Source organism: Bacillus sp. FSL L8-0193, from assembly GCF_037976065.1.
In the GTDB taxonomy this organism is placed as follows: Bacteria; Bacillota; Bacilli; order Bacillales; family Bacillaceae; genus Bacillus; species Bacillus paralicheniformis.
In genome coordinates this window covers 1,737,359-1,755,599 of sequence record NZ_CP150261.1, presented here as the reverse complement: position 1 = coordinate 1,755,599, position 18,241 = coordinate 1,737,359, and the positions used below count along the sequence as shown (strand labels likewise).

Here is an 18,241-nt window from a genome sequence, read left to right as displayed (position 1 = left end):
TTCACCTCGTCTCTTCCTGGCGCTCCTTTGCACGAAGCTGTCCGCAGGCAGCGTCAATATCATGGCCTTGCTCTCTTCTGATCGTGACATTTACTCCATGAGACTTTAATGTTTTTTCAAAGGCGAAAATCTGTTCTTTCGGTGTTCTGACATAGTCTCGTTCAGGTACATAGTTGACCGGAATCAAGTTGACGTGGCATTTGATTCCTTTTAGCAATTCAGCCAGCTCTTCCGCGTGTTCAACCTGATCGTTAACACCGCCGAAAAGCCCGTATTCAAACGTAACCCTTCTGCCGGTTTTCTTAATGTAGTAATCGACCGCTTTCATCAGCTCCGGCAGCTTGTAGGCTCTGTTGATCGGCATCAGCCGGCTTCTGATCTCAGTGTTCGGGGCGTGCAGAGAAATCGCAAAGTTGATCTGCAGCTTCTCGTCTGCAAACTCATAGATTTTCGGAATGATCCCGCTCGTTGATACGGTGATATGACGCGCCCCGATATTCAGCCCTTTATCATGGTTGACGATTTTCAGGAATGCAAGCATTTCCTGAAAATTATCGAACGGCTCGCCGATTCCCATAATGACGATGGAACTGACGCGTTCATCTGTTTCATCAAGCGCCTGCTGCACTTTGACAACCTGGGCGACGATCTCTCCGGCTTCCAGGTTCCGCTTTAAGCCGCCGAGGGTCGACGCGCAAAACGTACAGCCGATTCGGCAGCCCACCTGTGTCGTTACACAAACAGAATTGCCATATTCGTGCCGCATTAATACGGTTTCGATCGTGTAGCCGTCATGAAGCTCAAATAAAAACTTCATCGTTCCATCTTGTGAAGTCTGCTTGACGGCCGTTTTCAGCGTCGTTAATACGAAATGCTCGTTCAGCTTTGTCCGCAGCTCTTTTGAAAGGTTTGTCATCTTTTCAAATGACGTGACTCTCTTTTCGTAAAGCCATTCGAATATTTGCGCGGCGCGGAAAGGCTTTTCGCCGTTTTCCGAAAGCCAGCTTTTCAGTTCTTCTATTTCAAAAGAATAGATGGACGGTCTTTCTGCCCGCAATTCTTTTCTTACTTTTTGTTTCGATTCCATTATTGTGATCCCTTCTTTCTCATGCTGCAAATAAAGAAGCCGTCCGTTCCGAAGTAGTGGGGAAGGATTTGAATGCTTCCATCCTTGACATACGGCGCCGCTTTTTCGGGCAGCCGCTCGGCGAGGGTGGGGTCTGCTTCAAATTCGTCGTGTTCTTTCAAAAAAGCATGCATGACTTGTTCATTTTCGGTCGGGTCCATTGTGCATGTGCTGTAGACCAATGTCCCGTCTGTTTTCAATAAAGGTGCAATTTCGTTTAAAATCGCCAGCTGAATCCCAGCGAGACGCGCGCTGTCTTCGGGCGTTTTGCTGTATTTGAGATCCGGTTTTCTGCGGATGACACCGAAGCCCGAACACGGAGCGTCGACGAGAATCCGGTCAAACTGCTCCGGTTCGAAGGCTTCGCCGGCTTTTCTGGCATCCAGCGCCCTTGCTTCAATGTTGGAAAGCCCGATCCGGCCTGCCGCTTCTTTGATCAGCTTTACTTTATGCTGATGAAGGTCAAGGGAAATGATCTTTCCCGTATCTTCGAGCAGTTCGCCGATATGAGTGGATTTTCCTCCCGGCGCTGCGCAGGCGTCCAGCACCGTTTCTCCCCGTTCAGGACCGAGGGCTCGCGCTACCAGCATTGAGCTTTCATCTTGTATGGTGACTTCGCCTTCTTTGAAAAAAGGAGTGGACGCAATCGTTCCTTTTTGCAGTTTGACAGCGTCTTCGGACAAGTCGCCTTCTTCCGCCTCAATCCCCGCTTCATTCAGGCGGGAAAGAAGCGTATCCCGGTCGTGTTTCAGCCTGTTGACGCGGATCGTCTGCTTCGGCGGGATCATGTGAATCCGGCAGATTTGTTCTGCCGCTTCTAACCCGTAGGCATCGGTCCATTCCCTGACAAGCCATTCCGGATGGCTTGTCTCAACCGCAAGGCGTTCAACCGGGTCGGCAATATCAGCAAAAGAAGGCACGCCTTCTCTCTGAACAGAGCGCAGAACGCCGTTAACAAATGAAGAAATTCCTTTATGCCCGCGTTTTTTAGCGATTTCAACAGCTTCAAAAAGGGCGGCCCGGTCAGGGATTTTCTCCAGGTATTCCATCTGGTACAGCGACATTCTCAACAGATGGATGACCCAGTCTTTCACTTTTTCCGGCTTTTTAATAAACGGCTTCAGCATATAATCGAGCGCCAGCTTGTTTTGAAGTGTGCCGTAAACGAGTTCTGTCAAAAGGCCTCTGTCTTTGTCGCTTAAATCGTTCGCTTTCATGACAGACTGAAGCAAAAGATTGCTGTATGCCTGATTCTGGTCAAGCTTAATCAGTGCATCAAGCGCGACTTCCCTCACATTATTTTTCATCGCTATGACCCAATTTCATTCCGGCTTGAAGACCCGCTCCCCTGACAAAATCTTCGGCCTTCATTCTTTTTTTGCCCGCAGGCTGCACTTCCGTTAATTTTAACGCGGTGCCATTTCCGGTAGCGACGACAATGCCGTCTTTTTCAACGGAGACGATTTCTCCCGGCTCTGCCTGTTTTAAGGCTTCGCATTTTTTCGCAGCCCATACTTTCAGCGTCTGTCCGCTTAAAACCGTGTATGCGACAGGCCAAGGATTCAAGCCCCTAACTTGGTTGTACAGGACTTCGCCGGGCTTTGACCAGTCGATCAGTTCCTGTTCGCGTTTAATGTTCGGCGCATATGTCGCTTCCCGTTCATCCTGTTTTTCAGGGGTTGCCGAACCGTCAATGACCTTCGGAACCGTTTCGGAAAGAAGCTCAGCCCCGGCCTTGCTCAGCTTGTCGTGGAGCGTGCCGACATTATCGGTTTCTTCGATGTCAACTTCGACTTTGGCAAGCATATCGCCTGCATCCAATTTTTCGACCATGTACATGATCGTCACGCCCGTTTTCTCTTTGCCTTCCAGAATGGCGTAATGGATCGGAGCTCCTCCGCGCAGCTCGGGCAGAAGAGAGGCATGGACATTGATACAGCCGTATTTCGGATAATCGAGGAGCTTTTTCGGCAGGATCTGCCCGAATGCCGCGGTTACAATTAGATCGGGTTCAAGCGCCAAAATCCTGTCCGTCTCCGCATCTTCCCTCACTTTTTCAGGCTGGAGCACGGGAATGCCGCGGCGCAGCGCTTCCTCCTTGACAGGCGGAGGGGTCATCACTTTTTTTCTGCCTTTCGGGCGGTCAGGCTGGGTGACGACACCCACCACCTCATAGCCGTCATCAATCAATGTGCTGAGCACCGGGACGGAAAAATCCGGCGTTCCCATAAAAACGATCCTTGTCATCCAATCATCCTTCCATTTCCTCAAGTTCTTCCGCATCATAATAGCGCGTAACTTTTGATGTGAATAAAATACCGTCCAAATGGTCGATTTCATGCAGCAGCGCCCGGGCCAAAAAGCCTTCAGCTTCAATCGTGAACGGTTTTCCGCGGCGGTCGAACGCCTTGACCTTTACATAATCCGAACGCTTCACTTCACCGTATAGATCGGGAAAGCTCAAACAGCCTTCAGGGCCCGTCTGTTCGCCGCTCTCTTCGATGACCTCCGGGTTGACCAGTTCAATTCTGCCCGTGTCATCGCCGATATCGACGACTGCCGCTCTTTTTAAAACGCCGATTTGCGGGGCGGCAAGCCCGACTCCGTCCAGCTCAAGCATCGTATCATACATATTGTCGAGCAGTTTCTTTAATGATTTATCAAAAGACGCAACGGGTTCGGCAGGGGTTTCAAGAACCTCCGCCGGATACGTTACGATCGGTTTTACTGCCAATCTAGAAGCCCTCCATCACACTGTTATTTTTACATCATCATATATGGATTCATGTCGATCGAAATCATCAATTGCTTTTGTTCAATATCTCGTTTGTAATGATCCATAATGTTTTTAAGCAACGATGTAAGCTGGTTTTCCTGTTTGTATTTTATCACGCATTGATAGCGATATCTATCTTTGATCCTGGCGATCGGCGATGCGACTGGGCCGAGAATCTTCGCCTCGCTTGAAATGTTCTTTTTTAAATAGTTGGCGATTTTTTCAGTCACGAGCGCCGCCTTCGTCACTTCTTCGTGCGATACGCTGACGAGCGCCAAATAATAATAGGGAGGATAGGCCTGTTCCCTTCTGTGCAGCATCTCCTGCCGGAAGAACGTTTCATAATCGTGCGTTTTCGTGAGCTGAATGCTGTAATGGGACGGGGTGTACGTCTGAATGATCACCTTGCCCGGCTTTTCGTGGCGCCCCGCTCTTCCGCTCACCTGTGTCATCAGCTGGAACGTTTTTTCAGCGGCTCTGAAATCGGGGATGTGCAGCATCGTATCCGCGCTCAAAACACCGACGAGCGTGACGTTTTCAAAATCGAGCCCTTTGGCGATCATCTGTGTTCCGAGCAGAATATCGGCTTCACCTTTGCCAAAGGATGTGAGCAGCTTTTCATGCGCTCCTTTTCTCGAGGTTGTATCGACGTCCATGCGGATCACCCTTGCAGCCGGCAGTACCTTCGTCAATTCTTCTTCGACCCGCTGTGTGCCTGTGCCAAAGTAGCGGATATGCTCGCTTCCGCATTCGGGGCAGCTTGACGGCATGCCGGTTTCATAGCCGCAGTAATGGCACTTCAGACGCTGTCCATACCTGTGGTACGTCAACGAGATTTCGCAATGAGGGCACTGGATGACATATCCGCAGTCCCTGCACATGACAAATGAGGAATATCCCCTTTTGTTTAAAAACAGAACGGCCTGCTCTCCTTTTTCAAGGGTTTCCTCAAGTCCGGCCATTAAGTCTTTGGAAAACATCGAGCGGTTTCCGCTGCGCAGTTCCTCCCTCATATCGACGAGAGACACGTCAGGCATGACTTGGTGATTGACGCGGTGCTTGAGAGAAAGAAGCTTGTACACGCCTTTTTTCGCCCTTGCGAACGATTCGAGCGTCGGCGTCGCACTGCCGAGGACGACAGGACAGCGGTGGTATTCGGCCCTTTGAATCGCCGCTTCTTTCGCATGGTATCTCGGCATCTCTTCCTGCTTGTACGATGTTTCGTGCTCTTCATCGATAATAATCATGCCGAGATTTTCAAACGGCGCGAAAATCGCCGAGCGCGCCCCGACGACAAGCCGGACTTCTTTGCGGTGGATTTTCCGCCATTCATCATATTTTTCTCCTGTTGAAAGCCCGCTGTGCAGGACGGCTACCTGTGAGCCAAAGCGGCCTTTAAAGCGGTTGACCATCTGCGGCGTCAGCGAAATTTCCGGAACGAGAACGATCGCTTCTTTGCCGGCTTCCAGCACCTTTTCGATCGATTGCAGATAGACTTCCGTTTTTCCGCTTCCAGTCACTCCGTGAAGAAGAAACACATCGTGCCGCTTGTCTTCGATCGCCTCTGCTATCGCCTCATAGGCCTGCGCCTGCTCTTCAGTCAGCGGAAGCGGTTCGGTTTTTTTGAACATTCTGTCCTGATAAGGATCCCTGTAAACCTCCTCTTCGCTTTCCTTTAACAGCCCCTTGTCGATCAGCGCTTTTACGGACGCGGAAGAGCCTCCCGTTTTGCCGATCAGCTCTTTTGCCGGAACAGCACCGGATTCTTTGCGGTCGATGAAAAACTGAAGGACCGCTTTTTGTTTGACAGCTTGCGGGGAGAGGCTGTCAAGCGCTTCTTTTAAATGTTCTTTCGCACAAAGGGGAGCGATCATTCTCCGCGTTTTTTTGTTTGTTTTCTGCTTTACTTTATAGGCCACTTCAAGGTTGCCCTCTTGAACCTGGCGCTGAATCAGCTTTAATGTCCCATGGTCATCTATATCGGAATAAGAAAGTGTTTCTTTTTGCAAAAACAGGGTTTTAAGCGGTTCGGGAAGCGGCTTATCACCGATCACCTTGATTTCTTTGCCGTATTTTGCTTTCATAGCCGCGGGGAGCATCGCCTGAAGAGCCGTAATTTTAAAAGAAAGTGTTTTTTCTGTCAGCCAATCTGACAGCTCAAGCAGCTCCTCCGTCAAAACGGGCGTCAGATCAAGGATATCCTCGATATCCTTAACCGAACGGCCGGCGAGCTCAGACGATTCTTTCACGCCGGTGACAAATCCCTGGATTTTGCGGGCGCCGAACGGAACAATCACGCGCATCCCTTTTTTAATCATCCCTTTGAATTTGTCAGGAATGCGGTAGTCAAACGGTCTGTCGATATTTTTGGTTGTAACATCGACGATCACTTCAGCGAAATTCATGAGGACGTTCCGCTCCGGCCGGCAAGCTCAGCGGCTTCCTTCAAGACTTCGGCGGCAACCTCCCGTTTTGACATCAGAGGGTGCGCCGTCTTTTTGCCGTCTCGGTGAAACACCGTCACGATGTTGGTTTCCGTTCCAAAACCGGCCCCTTCGGCCGTGATATTGTTGGCGACAATCAGATCGAGATTTTTTTTCTCCAGCTTTTGTTTGGCATAGTCTTCGACGTGCTGCGTTTCAGCTGCAAAGCCGACCAAGACTTGCTTTGTTTTCCGTTCTCCCAGCGCTTTTAAAATATCCTTCGTCCGCTCAAGCTCAATGACGAGACCGCCGTCCTTTTTCTTCATTTTTTGATCGTAAATATGCTTTGGCCTGTAATCAGCGACAGCTGCCGTTTTGATGACGATGTCGCTCTCATCGAAAACAGATAAAGCCGCTTGATACATATCTTCTGCAGACTGAACATGAATAACATCAACTCCTGCGGGATCATCAAGCGATGTCGGGCCGGCAATCAGCGTTACGCGCGCTCCCATTTTCGCCGCTTCCTCAGCGAAAGCATAGCCCATTTTCCCTGTCGAACGGTTGGAGAAAAAGCGGACGGGATCGATTTGTTCTCTTGTCGGGCCCGCTGTAATTAAGACACGCTTTCCTTCAAGCAAACCGCTGTTTTCGTTTGAAAAATACGACTCGGCCAACTGGACGATCCGTTCGGGCTCTTCAAGTCTGCCTTTGCCGATATAGCCGCACGCAAGGTAGCCTTCACTCGGCTCGATAAACCGGCAGCCGTCTTTGTAAAGAACGCTAATGTTCCGCTGAACGGCCGGGTGGTCGTACATATGGACGTTCATGGCCGGAGCGATCCAAACCGGCGCAGTCGTCGCTAAAAGCGTCGTCGTCAGCATGTCATCGGCAATGCCTGAAGCGAGTTTTCCGATCACATTGGCCGTTGCCGGAGCAACGATCACAAGATCAGCCCAATCCGCGGCATCGATATGGGCGATGACACGGGGATTCGGTTCTTCAAACGTGTTGGTATATACTTCATTGCGCGAAAGCGCTTGAAAGGTGAGCGGAGACACAAATTCACAGGCGGATTTTGTCATGATGACTTTCACATTGGCTCCTGCCTGTACGAGCTTGCTCGTCAAGGCGGCCGCTTTGTATACTGCGATTCCTCCGCTTACTCCCAGCAGGATGTTGCGATTTTTCAGCATCGTTTTTTCTCCCCCTTATGTTCTGTTCGCCGGCCCTGAAAAAAATAACAACCTAGTGTATAGGTTGCTATTTTTAAGGCTATTAGCGATTTTCCTTTTCGAATGTAAGCAGTCCGGCATCAATTTCTTCCAGCGCTTTGCCTACAAATTTATGCGACTTCGGATTTTCGATCTGCGCGTCTTTGTTGATCTGCATTTCGCGCGCGCGTCGGGCCGATACGGTAACGAGCGTGTATTTTGAATCCAGTTTATTCATTAAAGAGTCAATTGACGGATCTAGCATAATTATTCAACCTCCAGCATTTTCTTATATCTTGGAGCAACGCGGTCGCGCCGTAAATGTTCGGCGAGAACGATTGCTTTGATTCTTTCGCACGCAAGCTCAATGCTGTCATTTTCGACAACATAATCGTAGGCGTCCATCAGTTCGATTTCTTCCTTCGCCGCTTTCATCCGGTTTTCGATCAGGGCTTCTGTTTCTGTCCCTCTTGTGACAATCCGGTTTTTCAATTCGGCGAGACTCGGAGGCGCCAAAAAGATAAACAGGCCTTCAGGAAATGCCTTTCTGACTTGCAGCGCACCTTGGACTTCAATTTCGAGAAAAACGTCCCTGCCGCTTTCAAGGGTCTGTTCGACGTAGTCAACGGGTGTTCCGTAATAGTTGCCGACATATTCGGCCCATTCGAGCAGCTTGTTGTTCTCGATCATCTCTTCGAACTCTTCGCGCGTCTTAAAAAAGTAGTCGACGCCGTCTCTTTCGCCTTGCCGCGGTTTTCTTGTCGTCACCGAAATCGAATATTCAAATTTTGTGTCCTCCTGAGCAAACAGCGCCTGCCTGACTGTTCCTTTTCCGACGCCGGAAGGGCCGGAGAGAACGATTAATAAACCTCTTTCTTTCATAAAGCTCTTATCCCTGCCCTTCATCCATAATTTCTTCTTTAACGGAAAGCCTTTGTGCTACTGTCTCAGGCTGGACGGCAGATAAGATGATATGGTCACTGTCCATAATGACAACCGCACGGGTTCTTCTTCCATATGTAGCATCTATAAGCATGCCGCGGTCTCTGGCATCCTGGATCATCCGCTTAATAGGCGCGGACTCCGGACTCACAATCGAGATCAGCCGATTCGCGGATATGATATTACCAAAGCCGATATTGATCAGTTTAATCGTCATCCTATACGTTCCCCCTGTACTTGGACGTCTCTAGTTTAACCTGCAGAGAACATCCGTAAACAATACGCACAATCGCTATTCTATATTTTGCACTTGTTCTTTTATTTTTTCAATAGAGCTTTTCATTTCGACCACATGTTTTGTGATCTGGTGATCATTCGCTTTTGAACCGATCGTGTTCGCTTCACGGTTCAGCTCCTGGACGAGGAAGTCGAGCTTTCTCCCCGCGGCCCCGCCCGCTTCGCAAATATCGCGGAACTGGCGGAAATGGCTTTTCAGCCTCGTCACTTCTTCCGTGATATCCGATCGGTCTGCAAACAGTGCGGCTTCCGTCAGCAGACGGCTTTCATCGAGACCGTCTGTTGACCATTCTTCAAGGCGCGCCTCAAGGCGTTCCCGATAGTGGCCGACGACCTTGGGAGCAAGCTCTGCAATGTCGTCTGTCAGCTTTTCAAGCCTTTCAATATGCTGAAGGCAGTCATCCTTCAGCCTCAGCCCTTCTGCTTCGCGCATGCTGCATAATTCAAGAACGGCAGCCTCGACCGCTTCAAGAAGGACTTCTTCAAGCTTGTCGTTTTGGATCGTCTCTTCTTCAACTTGGATGACATGGTCAAACTGAAAGGCGTCTTGAAGCGTGATCTCTCCTGAAAGCCGGCAGCGCTCTTTCATTTCGCGCGCGGCTTTCTGGTACTCCTCAAGCAGCGGCCAGTCAACCTGGATTTTCCGGGTGACCAGAGCCTCGTCGTCAACGGACACGAACAGCTCCAGCCGCCCCCTTTGTATATGTTTAAAAATCGTTTGCTTTATTTTGTCTTCTAAATAGAGCAAAGGTCTTGGCATGCGTGCGTTTACTTCTTTAAACCGATAGTTGACAGATTTCAGCTCAACAGCTGCTGTCAGCCCATCCTTCGTTTTGCTCGCGCTGCCGAAACCGGTCATACTCCGTATCATAAAACACACCCAATTCCGTATAAGTGAAAAAGACTTCTTTGATTTAAATTTACGCAAGATGAAAAGGCAATAGAAACCTCTATTACCTTTAAGATTATATCATACAAGCCTATTTTTTTCTTGTCAAAAGTGACCCGGCCAATAAAAAAGTTGGAATCGCCGACATTCCGACAATCAGGAGCCAGTCTGCCATTAAAATCGGAACCGTATGGAAAATCGGCTGCAGCGGCGGATAATAAATAACGACAAGCATTAAAAGAATCGAAGACAATACTGCGCCGAGCAAATAAATGTTTTCAAACGGATTGCGGTCAAAGATAGACCGCTCGCTCCGGCAGTCGAACACATGGATCAGCTGTGCAAGGACGAGCGTTGCAAAAGCGACCGTCTGAGCATACTCAAGCGCTTCCGGGTTGCGATTGTAAATGAACATAAACGCCCCGAGTGTGGCAATTCCGATTAAAAAGCCGCGCGATACGACCTTCCAGCCGAGCCCCCTTGCAAACACGCCTTCTTTCGGACTTCGCGGCTTCCTCTGCATCACATCGTCTTCAGGCTGATCCATGCCGAGCGCCATGGCAGGCAGGCCGTCCGTCACAAGGTTGACCCATAGAATCTGTATCGGAACAAGCGGCAGCGGCAGAGCGAGCAGCATCGCAAACAGCATGACCAAAATTTCGCCGACATTGGATGCGAGCAAATATCTGATGAACTTTCTAATATTTTCATAGATATTGCGTCCTTCCTTGATGGCCGATTTAATCGTCGCAAAATTATCATCGACAAGAATGAGCGATGATGCCTCCTTGGCAACATCCGTTCCCGTAATCCCCATCGAAATGCCGATATCCGCCTGTTTAATCGCAGGGGCATCATTGACTCCGTCTCCAGTCATGGCGACGATGTGGCCGTTTTCCTGGTAGGCGGTCACGATCTTCAGCTTATGTTCGGGCGACACCCTTGCAAACACGTAAACATCGTCAACAATTTCCGCCAATTCTTCCTGCGAGAGCTCGTTCAGCATCTGGCCGTCCACGACCTTTCCGCGCGGCGGCAATAACCCGAGATCTTTTGCGATGGCTGTTGCCGTTATCACATGATCGCCGGTGATCATCACTGTTTTGATCCCCGCTTCCCGGCACTCTTTAATCGCTGTTTTCACTTCGGGCCGCGGCGGATCGATCATCCCTAACAGCCCGATGAAAGTTAAGCCTGACTCCGCTTTTTCGAGCGAGAGATTTTCTGTTTCTTTGATCGGTTTATACGCGACAGCAATCGTCCTCAGCGCTTGGGACGCAAGCGTTTCCAGCGCCGCGCTTGTTTCGGCGAGTCTTGCCTTTGTGAAGATTTCGCGCTTTTCGTCCGTCAGCGTATGCGACGAACGCTTCATCAATACATCAGGCGCGCCCTTTGTGATGACAAAGCGCTTGCCGCTCTTATCTTCCGCAATGACAGACATCATTTTCCGCGTCGAATCAAACGGAAACTCCTCGATGATTTTAAAATGTTCGTCAACATATCTGTCCGTAAAACCCGCTTTTCGTGCTGCCGTCAGCAAAGCGCCTTCGGTGGGATCGCCGTCAAGACGAAACTCCCCGTCTTTTTCGATAATCGAAGATGAATTGCATAATGCGCCGAACAGAAGGACCTGTTGGAGCGGTTTATGATGCCTGGCTTGCACGTCGCGCCCGTTCATGGTGAAGGAGCCTTCGGGTTCGTAGCCGATCCCTGACACGTTCCACGTTTTCCCGCCTGACCAGACATGGGTGACCGTCATTTTGTTCTGCGTCATCGTCCCGGTTTTATCGGAGCAAATTATGGACGCGCAGCCGAGCGTCTCAACAGCGGGGAGCTTTCTGACGATCGACTTTTGCCTGATCATCCGCTGTACGCCGAGAGACAGAGCGACCGTGACAATGGCCGGCAGCCCTTCAGGTATGGCAGCGACGGCAAGGGAAACGCCCGCTAAAAACATGCTGTATAGGTCATGCCCCTGGATGACTCCGGCAGCAACGACAAGCAGCGTCAGGAACAAAGCGGCGACAATCAAAATTTTGCCGAGCTCTTCAAGCCTTCTTTGCAGCGGGGTCGCCGTATTCCCGGCAGATTCGAGCATATCGGCGATTTTTCCCATCGCAGAGTTCATTCCCGTGCCGATAACGACGCCGGTGCCGCTCCCCCTTGTGACCAACGTTCCCATGAAAGCCATATTCTTCAGATCGCCCAGCGATACGTCGGACGCCTGAAAAGCTTCTGCCTGTTTAGACACGGGAAGCGATTCACCCGTAAGAGCCGATTCTTCTATTTCAAGGCTCTTTGTCTCGACAAGCCTGAGATCGGCGCCGATTCTGTCTCCGCTTGCAAAACGGACAACATCTCCCGGAACGAGCTCTTTGGAAGGGATCTTTACCCATTCCCCCTCCCGGAGCACAGCCACTTGAGGAGCCGACAGTTCCTTCAAAGCCTCGAGCGATCTTTCCGCTCGTCTCTCCTGAAAGAAGCCGAGAATGCCGTTTACAAAGATGATCGCAATGATCGCGATGGCGTCAATATACTCCCCGAGGAAACCAGAGATCAACGTGGCCGCAAGCAAAACAAGAACCATGAAGTCCTTGAATTGAGAAAAAAACAGTGCGATCGCCGATGTTTTTTCCCCTTCCTGAAGTTCGTTTGTTCCGTGTCTTTCCAGCCGCTTTTCGGCCTCTTTTTCTGTTAAACCTTTGCCGATGGACGTTTTTGTTATGTTTAACAATTCGGTTTGTCCCATCTCGTGCCATTTCATTGAATCGTCCACTCCTCCTGCCCTAAAGGTTGCTCTTGGTATATCCATCTCTATAAGTCAATTTATTCAGACTCGTCCCAAATCATGCTATAATTATTGAATAGACGCTTTACGAAGAGGATTAACGAGAAAAGGGAGTTTTTCATATGTCTTTTGACGGCATTTTTACATACGGAATGATCGAAGAATTAAATGAAACGATTCGAGGCGGACGAATCGCAAAAATCCACCAGCCGTTTAAGCACGAGCTGGTGTTTCATATCAGAGCGAACGGGCAGAACCGCAAATTGCTGCTCTCCGCCCACCCGAGTTATGCGCGGGTTCACCTGACAAACGAAACCTATGACAACCCGAGCACCCCTCCGATGTTCTGCATGCTCCTCCGGAAGCATCTGGAAGGCGGCTTTATCGACCGAGTCGAGCAAGTCGGCATGGACAGAATGATGGTCTTTCATATCAGGAGCCGGAACGAAATCGGCGACACGCTGACAAGAAAGCTGATGGTTGAAATCATGGGAAGGCACAGCAACATCGTGTTAACCGACGGAGAAAAAGATGTCATCATCGACAGTTTGAAGCACCTGTCACCTTCGGTGAACAGCTACCGCACCGTGCTTCCGGGATACGATTACATTCTCCCTCCCGCCCAGAACAAATTGTCACCGCTGGAAGCGGAAACTGAAGATATTCTCCGCCATTTGAATTTCCAGGAAGGCAAACTGGACAGGCAGATCGTCGATACCTTTTCCGGCGTCTCGCCTCTGTTTGCGAAAGAAGCCGTCTTTCGCGCGGGCCTTGCCAACAGGGCGACACTGCCAAACGTCTTGACAGAGATGTTCAGCGAAATCAAAAACCGGCGTTTTCAGCCCCAGCTTATCACGACAGAAGATGGAAAAGAATATTTTTACCTTCTTGAGCTGACCCATATAAAAGGCGATAACAGACCCTTTCATACGCTGAGCGAACTTCTTGACCGCTACTATTTCGGAAAAGCGGAGCGGGACCGCGTCAAACAGCAGGCTCATGATTTAGAGCGTTTCGCGGCAAACGAAAAGAAAAAGAACGAAAACAAAATCAAAAAGCTGAAAAAAACGCTTGAGCAGTCCGAACACGCGAAGGATTTTCAGCTGTACGGAGAGCTGTTGACAGCGAACCTGTACCAGCTGAAAAAAGGAGACAAAGCGGCGAGAGTCATCAACTACTATGATGAAAACGGCGGAGAAATCACGATACCGCTCAATCCGAATAAAACGCCTTCCGAAAACGCGCAAAGCTATTTTACAAAATATCAAAAAGCGAAAAATTCGGTGGAAGTCGTGAAGGAGCAGATCAGATTAGCAGAAGAGGAAATCGCTTATTTCGACCAGCTGATTCAGCAGCTTTCGTCTGCCTCTCCGAAAGATATAACCGAAATCCGCGAAGAGCTCGCCGAAGGAAAGTATTTGCGGGCCAAACAGCAAGGAGGCCAGAAAAAACAGAAGAAACAGGCGCCGACGCTCGAAACATACGAATCCAGCGCAGGAGAAACGATTCTCGTCGGCAAAAACAACAAGCAGAACGAATATTTGACGATGAAACTTGCCGCCCGCGACCACATCTGGCTTCACACGAAAGATATTCCGGGGTCGCACGTCGTCATCCAATCGAGCGATCCGGACGAGCAAACCATCCTTGAAGCAGCGCAGATCGCTGCCTATTACAGCAAAGCGAAAAACTCGGCTTCGGTTCCTGTCGACTATACAAAAATACGCCATGTCAAAAAGCCGAATGGCGCAAAGCCCGGTTTTGTCACCTACGACAGCCAGCAAACCGTTTTTGTAACACCTGACGAAGACCTGATCATCAAGCTGAAAAAATAATGCTAAAAGGCCTGAACCTCACTGGTTCAGGCCTCTTCTTTTACGGAGAAGCTCGTCGATCTCTTGGACAAGCTCATCATCGATCAAATCTTCAATCTGTCCGGCCAGTTTGATCGTGTGACGCGGGCTGGCTCCGTTTGTCGAGACGGATATGGTGATGTTTCCTCTGTTGATTATTTTCGGAACATATACATTTCCAAGCTCCGCTTCACTCGCAACATTAACAAGCTGATCAGGAGCAGCTGATGCGGCGATCCGCTTGTTCACCTCGTGATCATCGGTCGCGAGAATGATCAGAAATGCATCCTTGAAATCGCCGGGTTCCGCTTTTTTCTTCTTCCATTCGATGCCGTGCTCTTTGATCAATCCGAGCATCTCTTCTGATGCTTCGGGGCTGATGACGGTTGCAGACGCACGTTCTGCCAGCACCGTTTTCAGACGCCGCGCCGCGATCTCCCCCCCGCCTGCAATGACTGCGGATTTGCCTTTGATGTTAATGTGAAGCGGCAGCATCTGATGCTCCTGTAAAATCAAAGCGGCCGGCTTTGTTGATAACCGCTTCCTCAACGCGGTGCAAAAAGGCGTTTTTCACATGAGGGTGGAAGCCGAGGTAATCCGTCAGCACGACGTCCGGATTGGTTTCTTTCAGCTTGGCGGTTTCCCTTTCAATCTCGTTCATCAGCATACCGGTAAACAGCAAATACGGTACGATAAATGTCGTTTTTCCGTCCCGTTCTTTAAGCTGTTTAAACACATCCAGATAGTGCGGTTCACAGGCTGTCATAAAGCAGGGAATGACCTCGTCAACGGGCGCGAGGTCTCTCAGCCGCTCGCAAATGTCATTGACATCCCGTTTGACATCCGGATCAGAGCTCCCCCTTCCGATCACCACGACTCTTGCATGTTCATATGGCGTCCCCGTTTCTTCGATCCTTGTAAAAACCGCTTTGACGACTTCCTGATCGACGCCGATCGGCTTTCCGTAAGTGACGCTGACGGAAGGATACTGCGAAGAAGCGCGGGCAAGCTCCTCAGGGATGTCCCTTTTGGCATGCGCGGCTGTCAAGAGGAGAAGCGGCACAGCCGCGATATGCGTCGCGCCCTTTTCCACACACGCTTTAAAACCGGTTTCGATATCCGGTGCCGCCAGTTCCAAAAAAGAAATTTCCTGAATGGGGGCGGACATGGTTTCTTTGCAGCACACCAAAAAAGCGGCTGCCTCTGTTTGAGCTCTTTTCAGACGGCTCCCGTGGCCGATATATAAAATCGCTTGTTTCATATTAAAGCGCCTCGCTTAATGCCGGATCTTTCAGCTCGGGTTCAAACCAGCTTAACTGTGAGCTGAATTGAACGACATCCCCGATGACAATCAGGCTCGGGTTTTCAATTTTTTCGCTTTCGACTGTACCTGCAAGCGTTTCAACCGTGCAAAGCACCGTTTTTTGTTTGTCCGTCGTTCCCCAATGAATGAAAGCGGCAGGGGTAGACGGATCTCTGCCGTTTTCGATCAGAAGCCTTTCAATTTGCTTCACGTTTTTAATCCCCATATAAATGACAAGCGTATCGATCCCTGTGGCTAGCGCTTTCCACTTCTCTTCAAAATGTTCATCTTTTTGATAATGTCCTGTCACGAAAGCGACGTTTGAACTCGCTTCCCGGTGTGTCACTGGAATGCCCGCATAAGCAGCGGCGGCAATCCCCGAGGTGATTCCCGGCACGATTTCATAAGCAACTCCGTGTTCAGCGAGGGTTTGCGCTTCCTCGCCGCCTCTGCCGAATACGAAAGGATCGCCGCCTTTCAGCCTGACAACGATTTTCCCTTTTTTCGCATACTTGACGAGAAAATGATTGATCGTTTCCTGCTTCATCATGTGGTAGTCCGGAAGCTTTCCGCAGTAGATGAGATCCGCTCCCTCCTTGGCGTGCTGTAAAATCTGTTTATTCACAAGCCTGTCATACAAAATGACATCGGCTGTCTGGATGGCTTTTAAAGCTTTGATCGTCAGTAAATCGGGGTCTCCAGGACCTGCCCCAACGATATATACTTTCCCCATCTTAGATCTCCCCCCGATCTGATCAACGTCTTCTTCAATCATTATAAATCATAAAGAAAGCGTTTGGTGCCTGAAAATATCACAAAAACCAAACGTTTTCTTTATGAAATAGGAAAGTGCATGTGCAGCACTTTCCTATTTCACCCGCATTTTATTTCGTTTGATCTTTCACGTATTGGACGAGCTGATTTTTGCACTCTTCCCGATTATGTGCGCCTGTATCAAGGACTAGCTCAGGCGTTTCAGGCTCTTCATAAGGCGAATCGATCCCCGTGAAAAATGGAATTTCTCCGTTTCTCGCTTTTTTATACAAGCCTTTCGGGTCGCGCTCCTCGCACGTCGCCAAATCGCATTTCACATAGACTTCATGAAACTCATCTTCCTCGACGAGCTGTCTGACAAGCCCGCGGTCTTCTTTAAAAGGGGAAATGAACGCCGTAATGACGATCGTCCCCTGTTCGACAAAGAGCTTCGCGACCTCGCCGATCCGGCGGATGTTTTCCTTCCGGTCTTCATCGGAAAACCCGAGGTCCTTGTTCAGTCCGTGCCTGACGTTGTCGCCGTCGAGCACCGTGACCTGGTAGCCTTGTTCAAACAACTCACGCGCTGCGGCATTGGCAATTGTTGATTTTCCTGAACCGCTCAAGCCCGTCAGCCAAACGATCGAGCTTTTATGTTTATTTTTCTCATGATATTCCCGTTTTGTAATGGACGCTTCATGCCAGACAATATCTTTATTTACCAAGAGATGCTCCCCCTTAAGAAACCCCGGCCGTTAAGCCTTTGATTAATGTTTGAATGACTTCTGGACGGCTGAATGTGCTCGGCGGGAACTCGCCGTTTCTCAGCATGCCCCTCACCTTTGTGCCGGACAAAATGACATGATGTTCTTTGCTGTGAGGGCACGTTTTCGCCGTAGCCATTGAACCGCAGACATTGCAGTAGAAGCTGTGTTCGAATTTCAGCGGCGTAATGCCGATCTCTTCCGGCGCGAACTGATCGAACAGTTCCTGCGCTTCATATGTGCCGTAGTAATCGCCGACTCCGGCATGGTCTCTTCCGACGATAAAATGCGTACATCCGTAGTTCTTTCTGACAAGCGCATGGAAGATTGCTTCCTTCGGCCCCGCATAGCGCATCGCCGCCGGAAAAACGCCGAGAAAGACGCGGTCTTTTGGATAGTAGCCGTCAAGCAGCACCTGATAGCTTTCCATGCGGACATCAGCCGGAATATCGTCTGATTTTGTTTCCCCGACGAGCGGATTGAGGAAAAGACCGTCTACCGTCTCGAGCGCCGTTTTTTGAATGTATTCGTGCGCTCTGTGAACCGGATTTCTCGTCTGGAATCCGACGATCGTTTTCCAGCCGAGTTCTGCGAATTTTTTTCTTGTTTCCAGAGGTTCGAATGTGTGGGCCGGGAATTGCTTTACACTCCGTTTAATGAGAGTGATCGGCCCGCCCACATAAACGCTGCCGCGGTCAAACAATTTTTTGACGCCCGGATGCTCGAGTTCGTCGGTTTTATAGATATTGACGGCTTCCGTTTTCTTGTCCGGCGTATAGATGTCTTCGATCTCGATGACGCCGTATGTTTCCCCATTATAGGTGAGGCGGACGGTGTCCCCCGCTTTTAAGCTTGAAGCTTTTTGCTCGTCAACAGGCAGAGCGATCGGAAGCGTCCATACTTCGCCGCTTGACAGTCTCATATTTTCGACAACGGACAGATAGTCTTTCTCTGTCATAAAGCCTTGGATCGGGCTGTACGCTCCGATTCCGATCAGCTCCAAATCTGAAAAAGCCATTAAATCCAGTTCAATTTCCTGTGCGATATGTTGAAAATCGTATGCTTCATTGACGCGGTTAACCAATACACCGCCGTGTGGTGCTAAACTCATAA

At 49.8% G+C, this 18,241-nt stretch carries 17 protein-coding genes; 1 reads left to right on the top strand and 16 read right to left on the bottom strand.

Going from position 1 to position 18,241, the window contains the following annotated elements; genetic code table 11:
* Position 1: 1 nt before the first annotated feature.
* From rlmN to MHH76_RS08805, 11 genes are all read right to left on the bottom strand, one after another.
* On the bottom strand, positions 2-1,090 hold the full coding sequence (gene rlmN / locus MHH76_RS08855; RefSeq protein ID WP_025811558.1) for a 23S rRNA (adenine(2503)-C(2))-methyltransferase RlmN: 1,089 nt from the start codon (positions 1,088-1,090) through the stop codon (positions 2-4).
* Positions 1,087-2,433 (bottom strand): 16S rRNA (cytosine(967)-C(5))-methyltransferase RsmB, encoded by a 1,347-nt coding sequence (rsmB, locus tag MHH76_RS08850; protein ID WP_025811373.1) that lies wholly within the window; start codon positions 2,431-2,433, stop codon positions 1,087-1,089. The genes rlmN and rsmB overlap by 4 nt, the downstream gene beginning before the upstream one ends.
* Complete coding sequence (fmt, locus tag MHH76_RS08845) at positions 2,423-3,373, bottom strand: methionyl-tRNA formyltransferase (protein WP_020451348.1); 951 nt, start codon at positions 3,371-3,373, stop codon at positions 2,423-2,425. Before fmt ends, rsmB begins: the two co-directional genes overlap by 11 nt.
* Positions 3,374-3,377: 4 nt before the next feature.
* Positions 3,378-3,860, bottom strand: a complete 483-nt coding sequence (gene def, locus MHH76_RS08840) for a peptide deformylase (RefSeq protein ID WP_020451347.1) — start codon at positions 3,858-3,860, stop codon at positions 3,378-3,380.
* A 29-nt stretch (positions 3,861-3,889) separates the two neighbouring features.
* The gene (priA, locus tag MHH76_RS08835; RefSeq protein WP_020451346.1) at positions 3,890-6,307 is read right to left on the bottom strand and encodes a primosomal protein N'; all 2,418 of its coding nucleotides are present in this window, start codon (positions 6,305-6,307) and stop codon (positions 3,890-3,892) included.
* Positions 6,304-7,521, bottom strand: a complete 1,218-nt coding sequence (coaBC, locus tag MHH76_RS08830) for a bifunctional phosphopantothenoylcysteine decarboxylase/phosphopantothenate--cysteine ligase CoaBC (RefSeq protein WP_023857227.1) — start codon at positions 7,519-7,521, stop codon at positions 6,304-6,306. Before coaBC ends, priA begins: the two co-directional genes overlap by 4 nt.
* A gap of 82 nt (positions 7,522-7,603) precedes the next feature.
* Entirely contained in the window at positions 7,604-7,804 is a 201-nt protein-coding gene (gene rpoZ / locus MHH76_RS08825; RefSeq protein ID WP_020451344.1) for a DNA-directed RNA polymerase subunit omega, read from the bottom strand.
* A gap of 2 nt (positions 7,805-7,806) precedes the next feature.
* Positions 7,807-8,421, bottom strand: coding sequence for a guanylate kinase (gmk, locus tag MHH76_RS08820; RefSeq protein WP_003181659.1), 615 nt, complete (start codon positions 8,419-8,421; stop codon positions 7,807-7,809).
* Between the two features lie 7 nt (positions 8,422-8,428).
* Positions 8,429-8,698, bottom strand: a complete 270-nt coding sequence (gene remA, locus MHH76_RS08815) for an extracellular matrix/biofilm regulator RemA (protein WP_003181657.1) — start codon at positions 8,696-8,698, stop codon at positions 8,429-8,431.
* A gap of 75 nt (positions 8,699-8,773) precedes the next feature.
* Complete coding sequence (locus MHH76_RS08810; RefSeq protein ID WP_043054307.1) at positions 8,774-9,649, bottom strand: YicC/YloC family endoribonuclease; 876 nt, start codon at positions 9,647-9,649, stop codon at positions 8,774-8,776.
* Between the two features lie 109 nt (positions 9,650-9,758).
* Positions 9,759-12,431, bottom strand: coding sequence for a calcium-translocating P-type ATPase, SERCA-type (locus MHH76_RS08805; protein ID WP_020451342.1), 2,673 nt, complete (start codon positions 12,429-12,431; stop codon positions 9,759-9,761).
* Positions 12,432-12,577: 146 nt separating this feature from the next.
* Here MHH76_RS08805 and MHH76_RS08800 point away from each other — a divergent pair, with 146 nt between their 5' ends.
* The gene (locus tag MHH76_RS08800) at positions 12,578-14,290 is read left to right on the top strand and encodes an NFACT RNA binding domain-containing protein (protein ID WP_023857230.1); all 1,713 of its coding nucleotides are present in this window, start codon (positions 12,578-12,580) and stop codon (positions 14,288-14,290) included.
* An 18-nt stretch (positions 14,291-14,308) separates the two neighbouring features.
* Here the strand turns inward: MHH76_RS08800 and MHH76_RS08795 are convergent, their stop codons facing one another.
* From MHH76_RS08795 to sat, 5 genes are all read right to left on the bottom strand, one after another.
* Positions 14,309-14,803, bottom strand: a complete 495-nt coding sequence (locus MHH76_RS08795; protein ID WP_025811372.1) for an NAD(P)-dependent oxidoreductase — start codon at positions 14,801-14,803, stop codon at positions 14,309-14,311.
* A complete protein-coding gene (locus MHH76_RS08790) occupies positions 14,784-15,569 on the bottom strand; it encodes a sirohydrochlorin chelatase (RefSeq protein ID WP_023857232.1) in 786 nt (261 codons plus the stop codon). The genes MHH76_RS08795 and MHH76_RS08790 overlap by 20 nt, the downstream gene beginning before the upstream one ends.
* 1 nt (position 15,570) lies before the next feature.
* A complete protein-coding gene (cobA, locus tag MHH76_RS08785; protein ID WP_020451338.1) occupies positions 15,571-16,344 on the bottom strand; it encodes a uroporphyrinogen-III C-methyltransferase in 774 nt (257 codons plus the stop codon).
* Positions 16,345-16,495: 151 nt separating this feature from the next.
* Positions 16,496-17,089 carry an adenylyl-sulfate kinase gene (cysC, locus tag MHH76_RS08780; protein ID WP_020451337.1) on the bottom strand — a complete coding sequence of 198 codons (594 nt, stop codon included), beginning with the start codon at positions 17,087-17,089 and terminating at the stop codon, positions 16,496-16,498.
* A gap of 13 nt (positions 17,090-17,102) precedes the next feature.
* Positions 17,103-18,239, bottom strand: a complete 1,137-nt coding sequence (sat, locus tag MHH76_RS08775; protein ID WP_020451336.1) for a sulfate adenylyltransferase — start codon at positions 18,237-18,239, stop codon at positions 17,103-17,105.
* Positions 18,240-18,241: the final 2 nt, after the last annotated feature.

Coding starts and splice junctions, on each gene's coding strand:
- rpoZ (WP_020451344.1), bottom strand. CDS start 7,804: ATGCTAGATCCGTCAATTGACTCTTTAATGAATAAACTGGATTCAAAA.
- MHH76_RS08810 (WP_043054307.1), bottom strand. CDS start 9,649: ATGATACGGAGTATGACCGGTTTCGGCAGCGCGAGCAAAACGAAGGAT.
- cobA (WP_020451338.1), bottom strand. CDS start 16,344: ATGGGGAAAGTATATATCGTTGGGGCAGGTCCTGGAGACCCCGATTTA.
- coaBC (WP_023857227.1), bottom strand. CDS start 7,521: ATGCTGAAAAATCGCAACATCCTGCTGGGAGTAAGCGGAGGAATCGCA.
- MHH76_RS08805 (WP_020451342.1), bottom strand. CDS start 12,431: ATGAAATGGCACGAGATGGGACAAACCGAATTGTTAAACATAACAAAA.
- fmt (WP_020451348.1), bottom strand. CDS start 3,373: ATGACAAGGATCGTTTTTATGGGAACGCCGGATTTTTCCGTCCCGGTG.
- MHH76_RS08800 (WP_023857230.1), top strand. CDS start 12,578: ATGTCTTTTGACGGCATTTTTACATACGGAATGATCGAAGAATTAAAT.
- sat (WP_020451336.1), bottom strand. CDS start 18,239: ATGAGTTTAGCACCACACGGCGGTGTATTGGTTAACCGCGTCAATGAA.
- gmk (WP_003181659.1), bottom strand. CDS start 8,421: ATGAAAGAAAGAGGTTTATTAATCGTTCTCTCCGGCCCTTCCGGCGTC.
- rsmB (WP_025811373.1), bottom strand. CDS start 2,433: ATGAAAAATAATGTGAGGGAAGTCGCGCTTGATGCACTGATTAAGCTT.
- MHH76_RS08795 (WP_025811372.1), bottom strand. CDS start 14,803: ATGCTGCCGCTTCACATTAACATCAAAGGCAAATCCGCAGTCATTGCA.
- MHH76_RS08790 (WP_023857232.1), bottom strand. CDS start 15,569: ATGAAACAAGCGATTTTATATATCGGCCACGGGAGCCGTCTGAAAAGA.
- remA (WP_003181657.1), bottom strand. CDS start 8,698: ATGACGATTAAACTGATCAATATCGGCTTTGGTAATATCATATCCGCG.
- priA (WP_020451346.1), bottom strand. CDS start 6,307: ATGAATTTCGCTGAAGTGATCGTCGATGTTACAACCAAAAATATCGAC.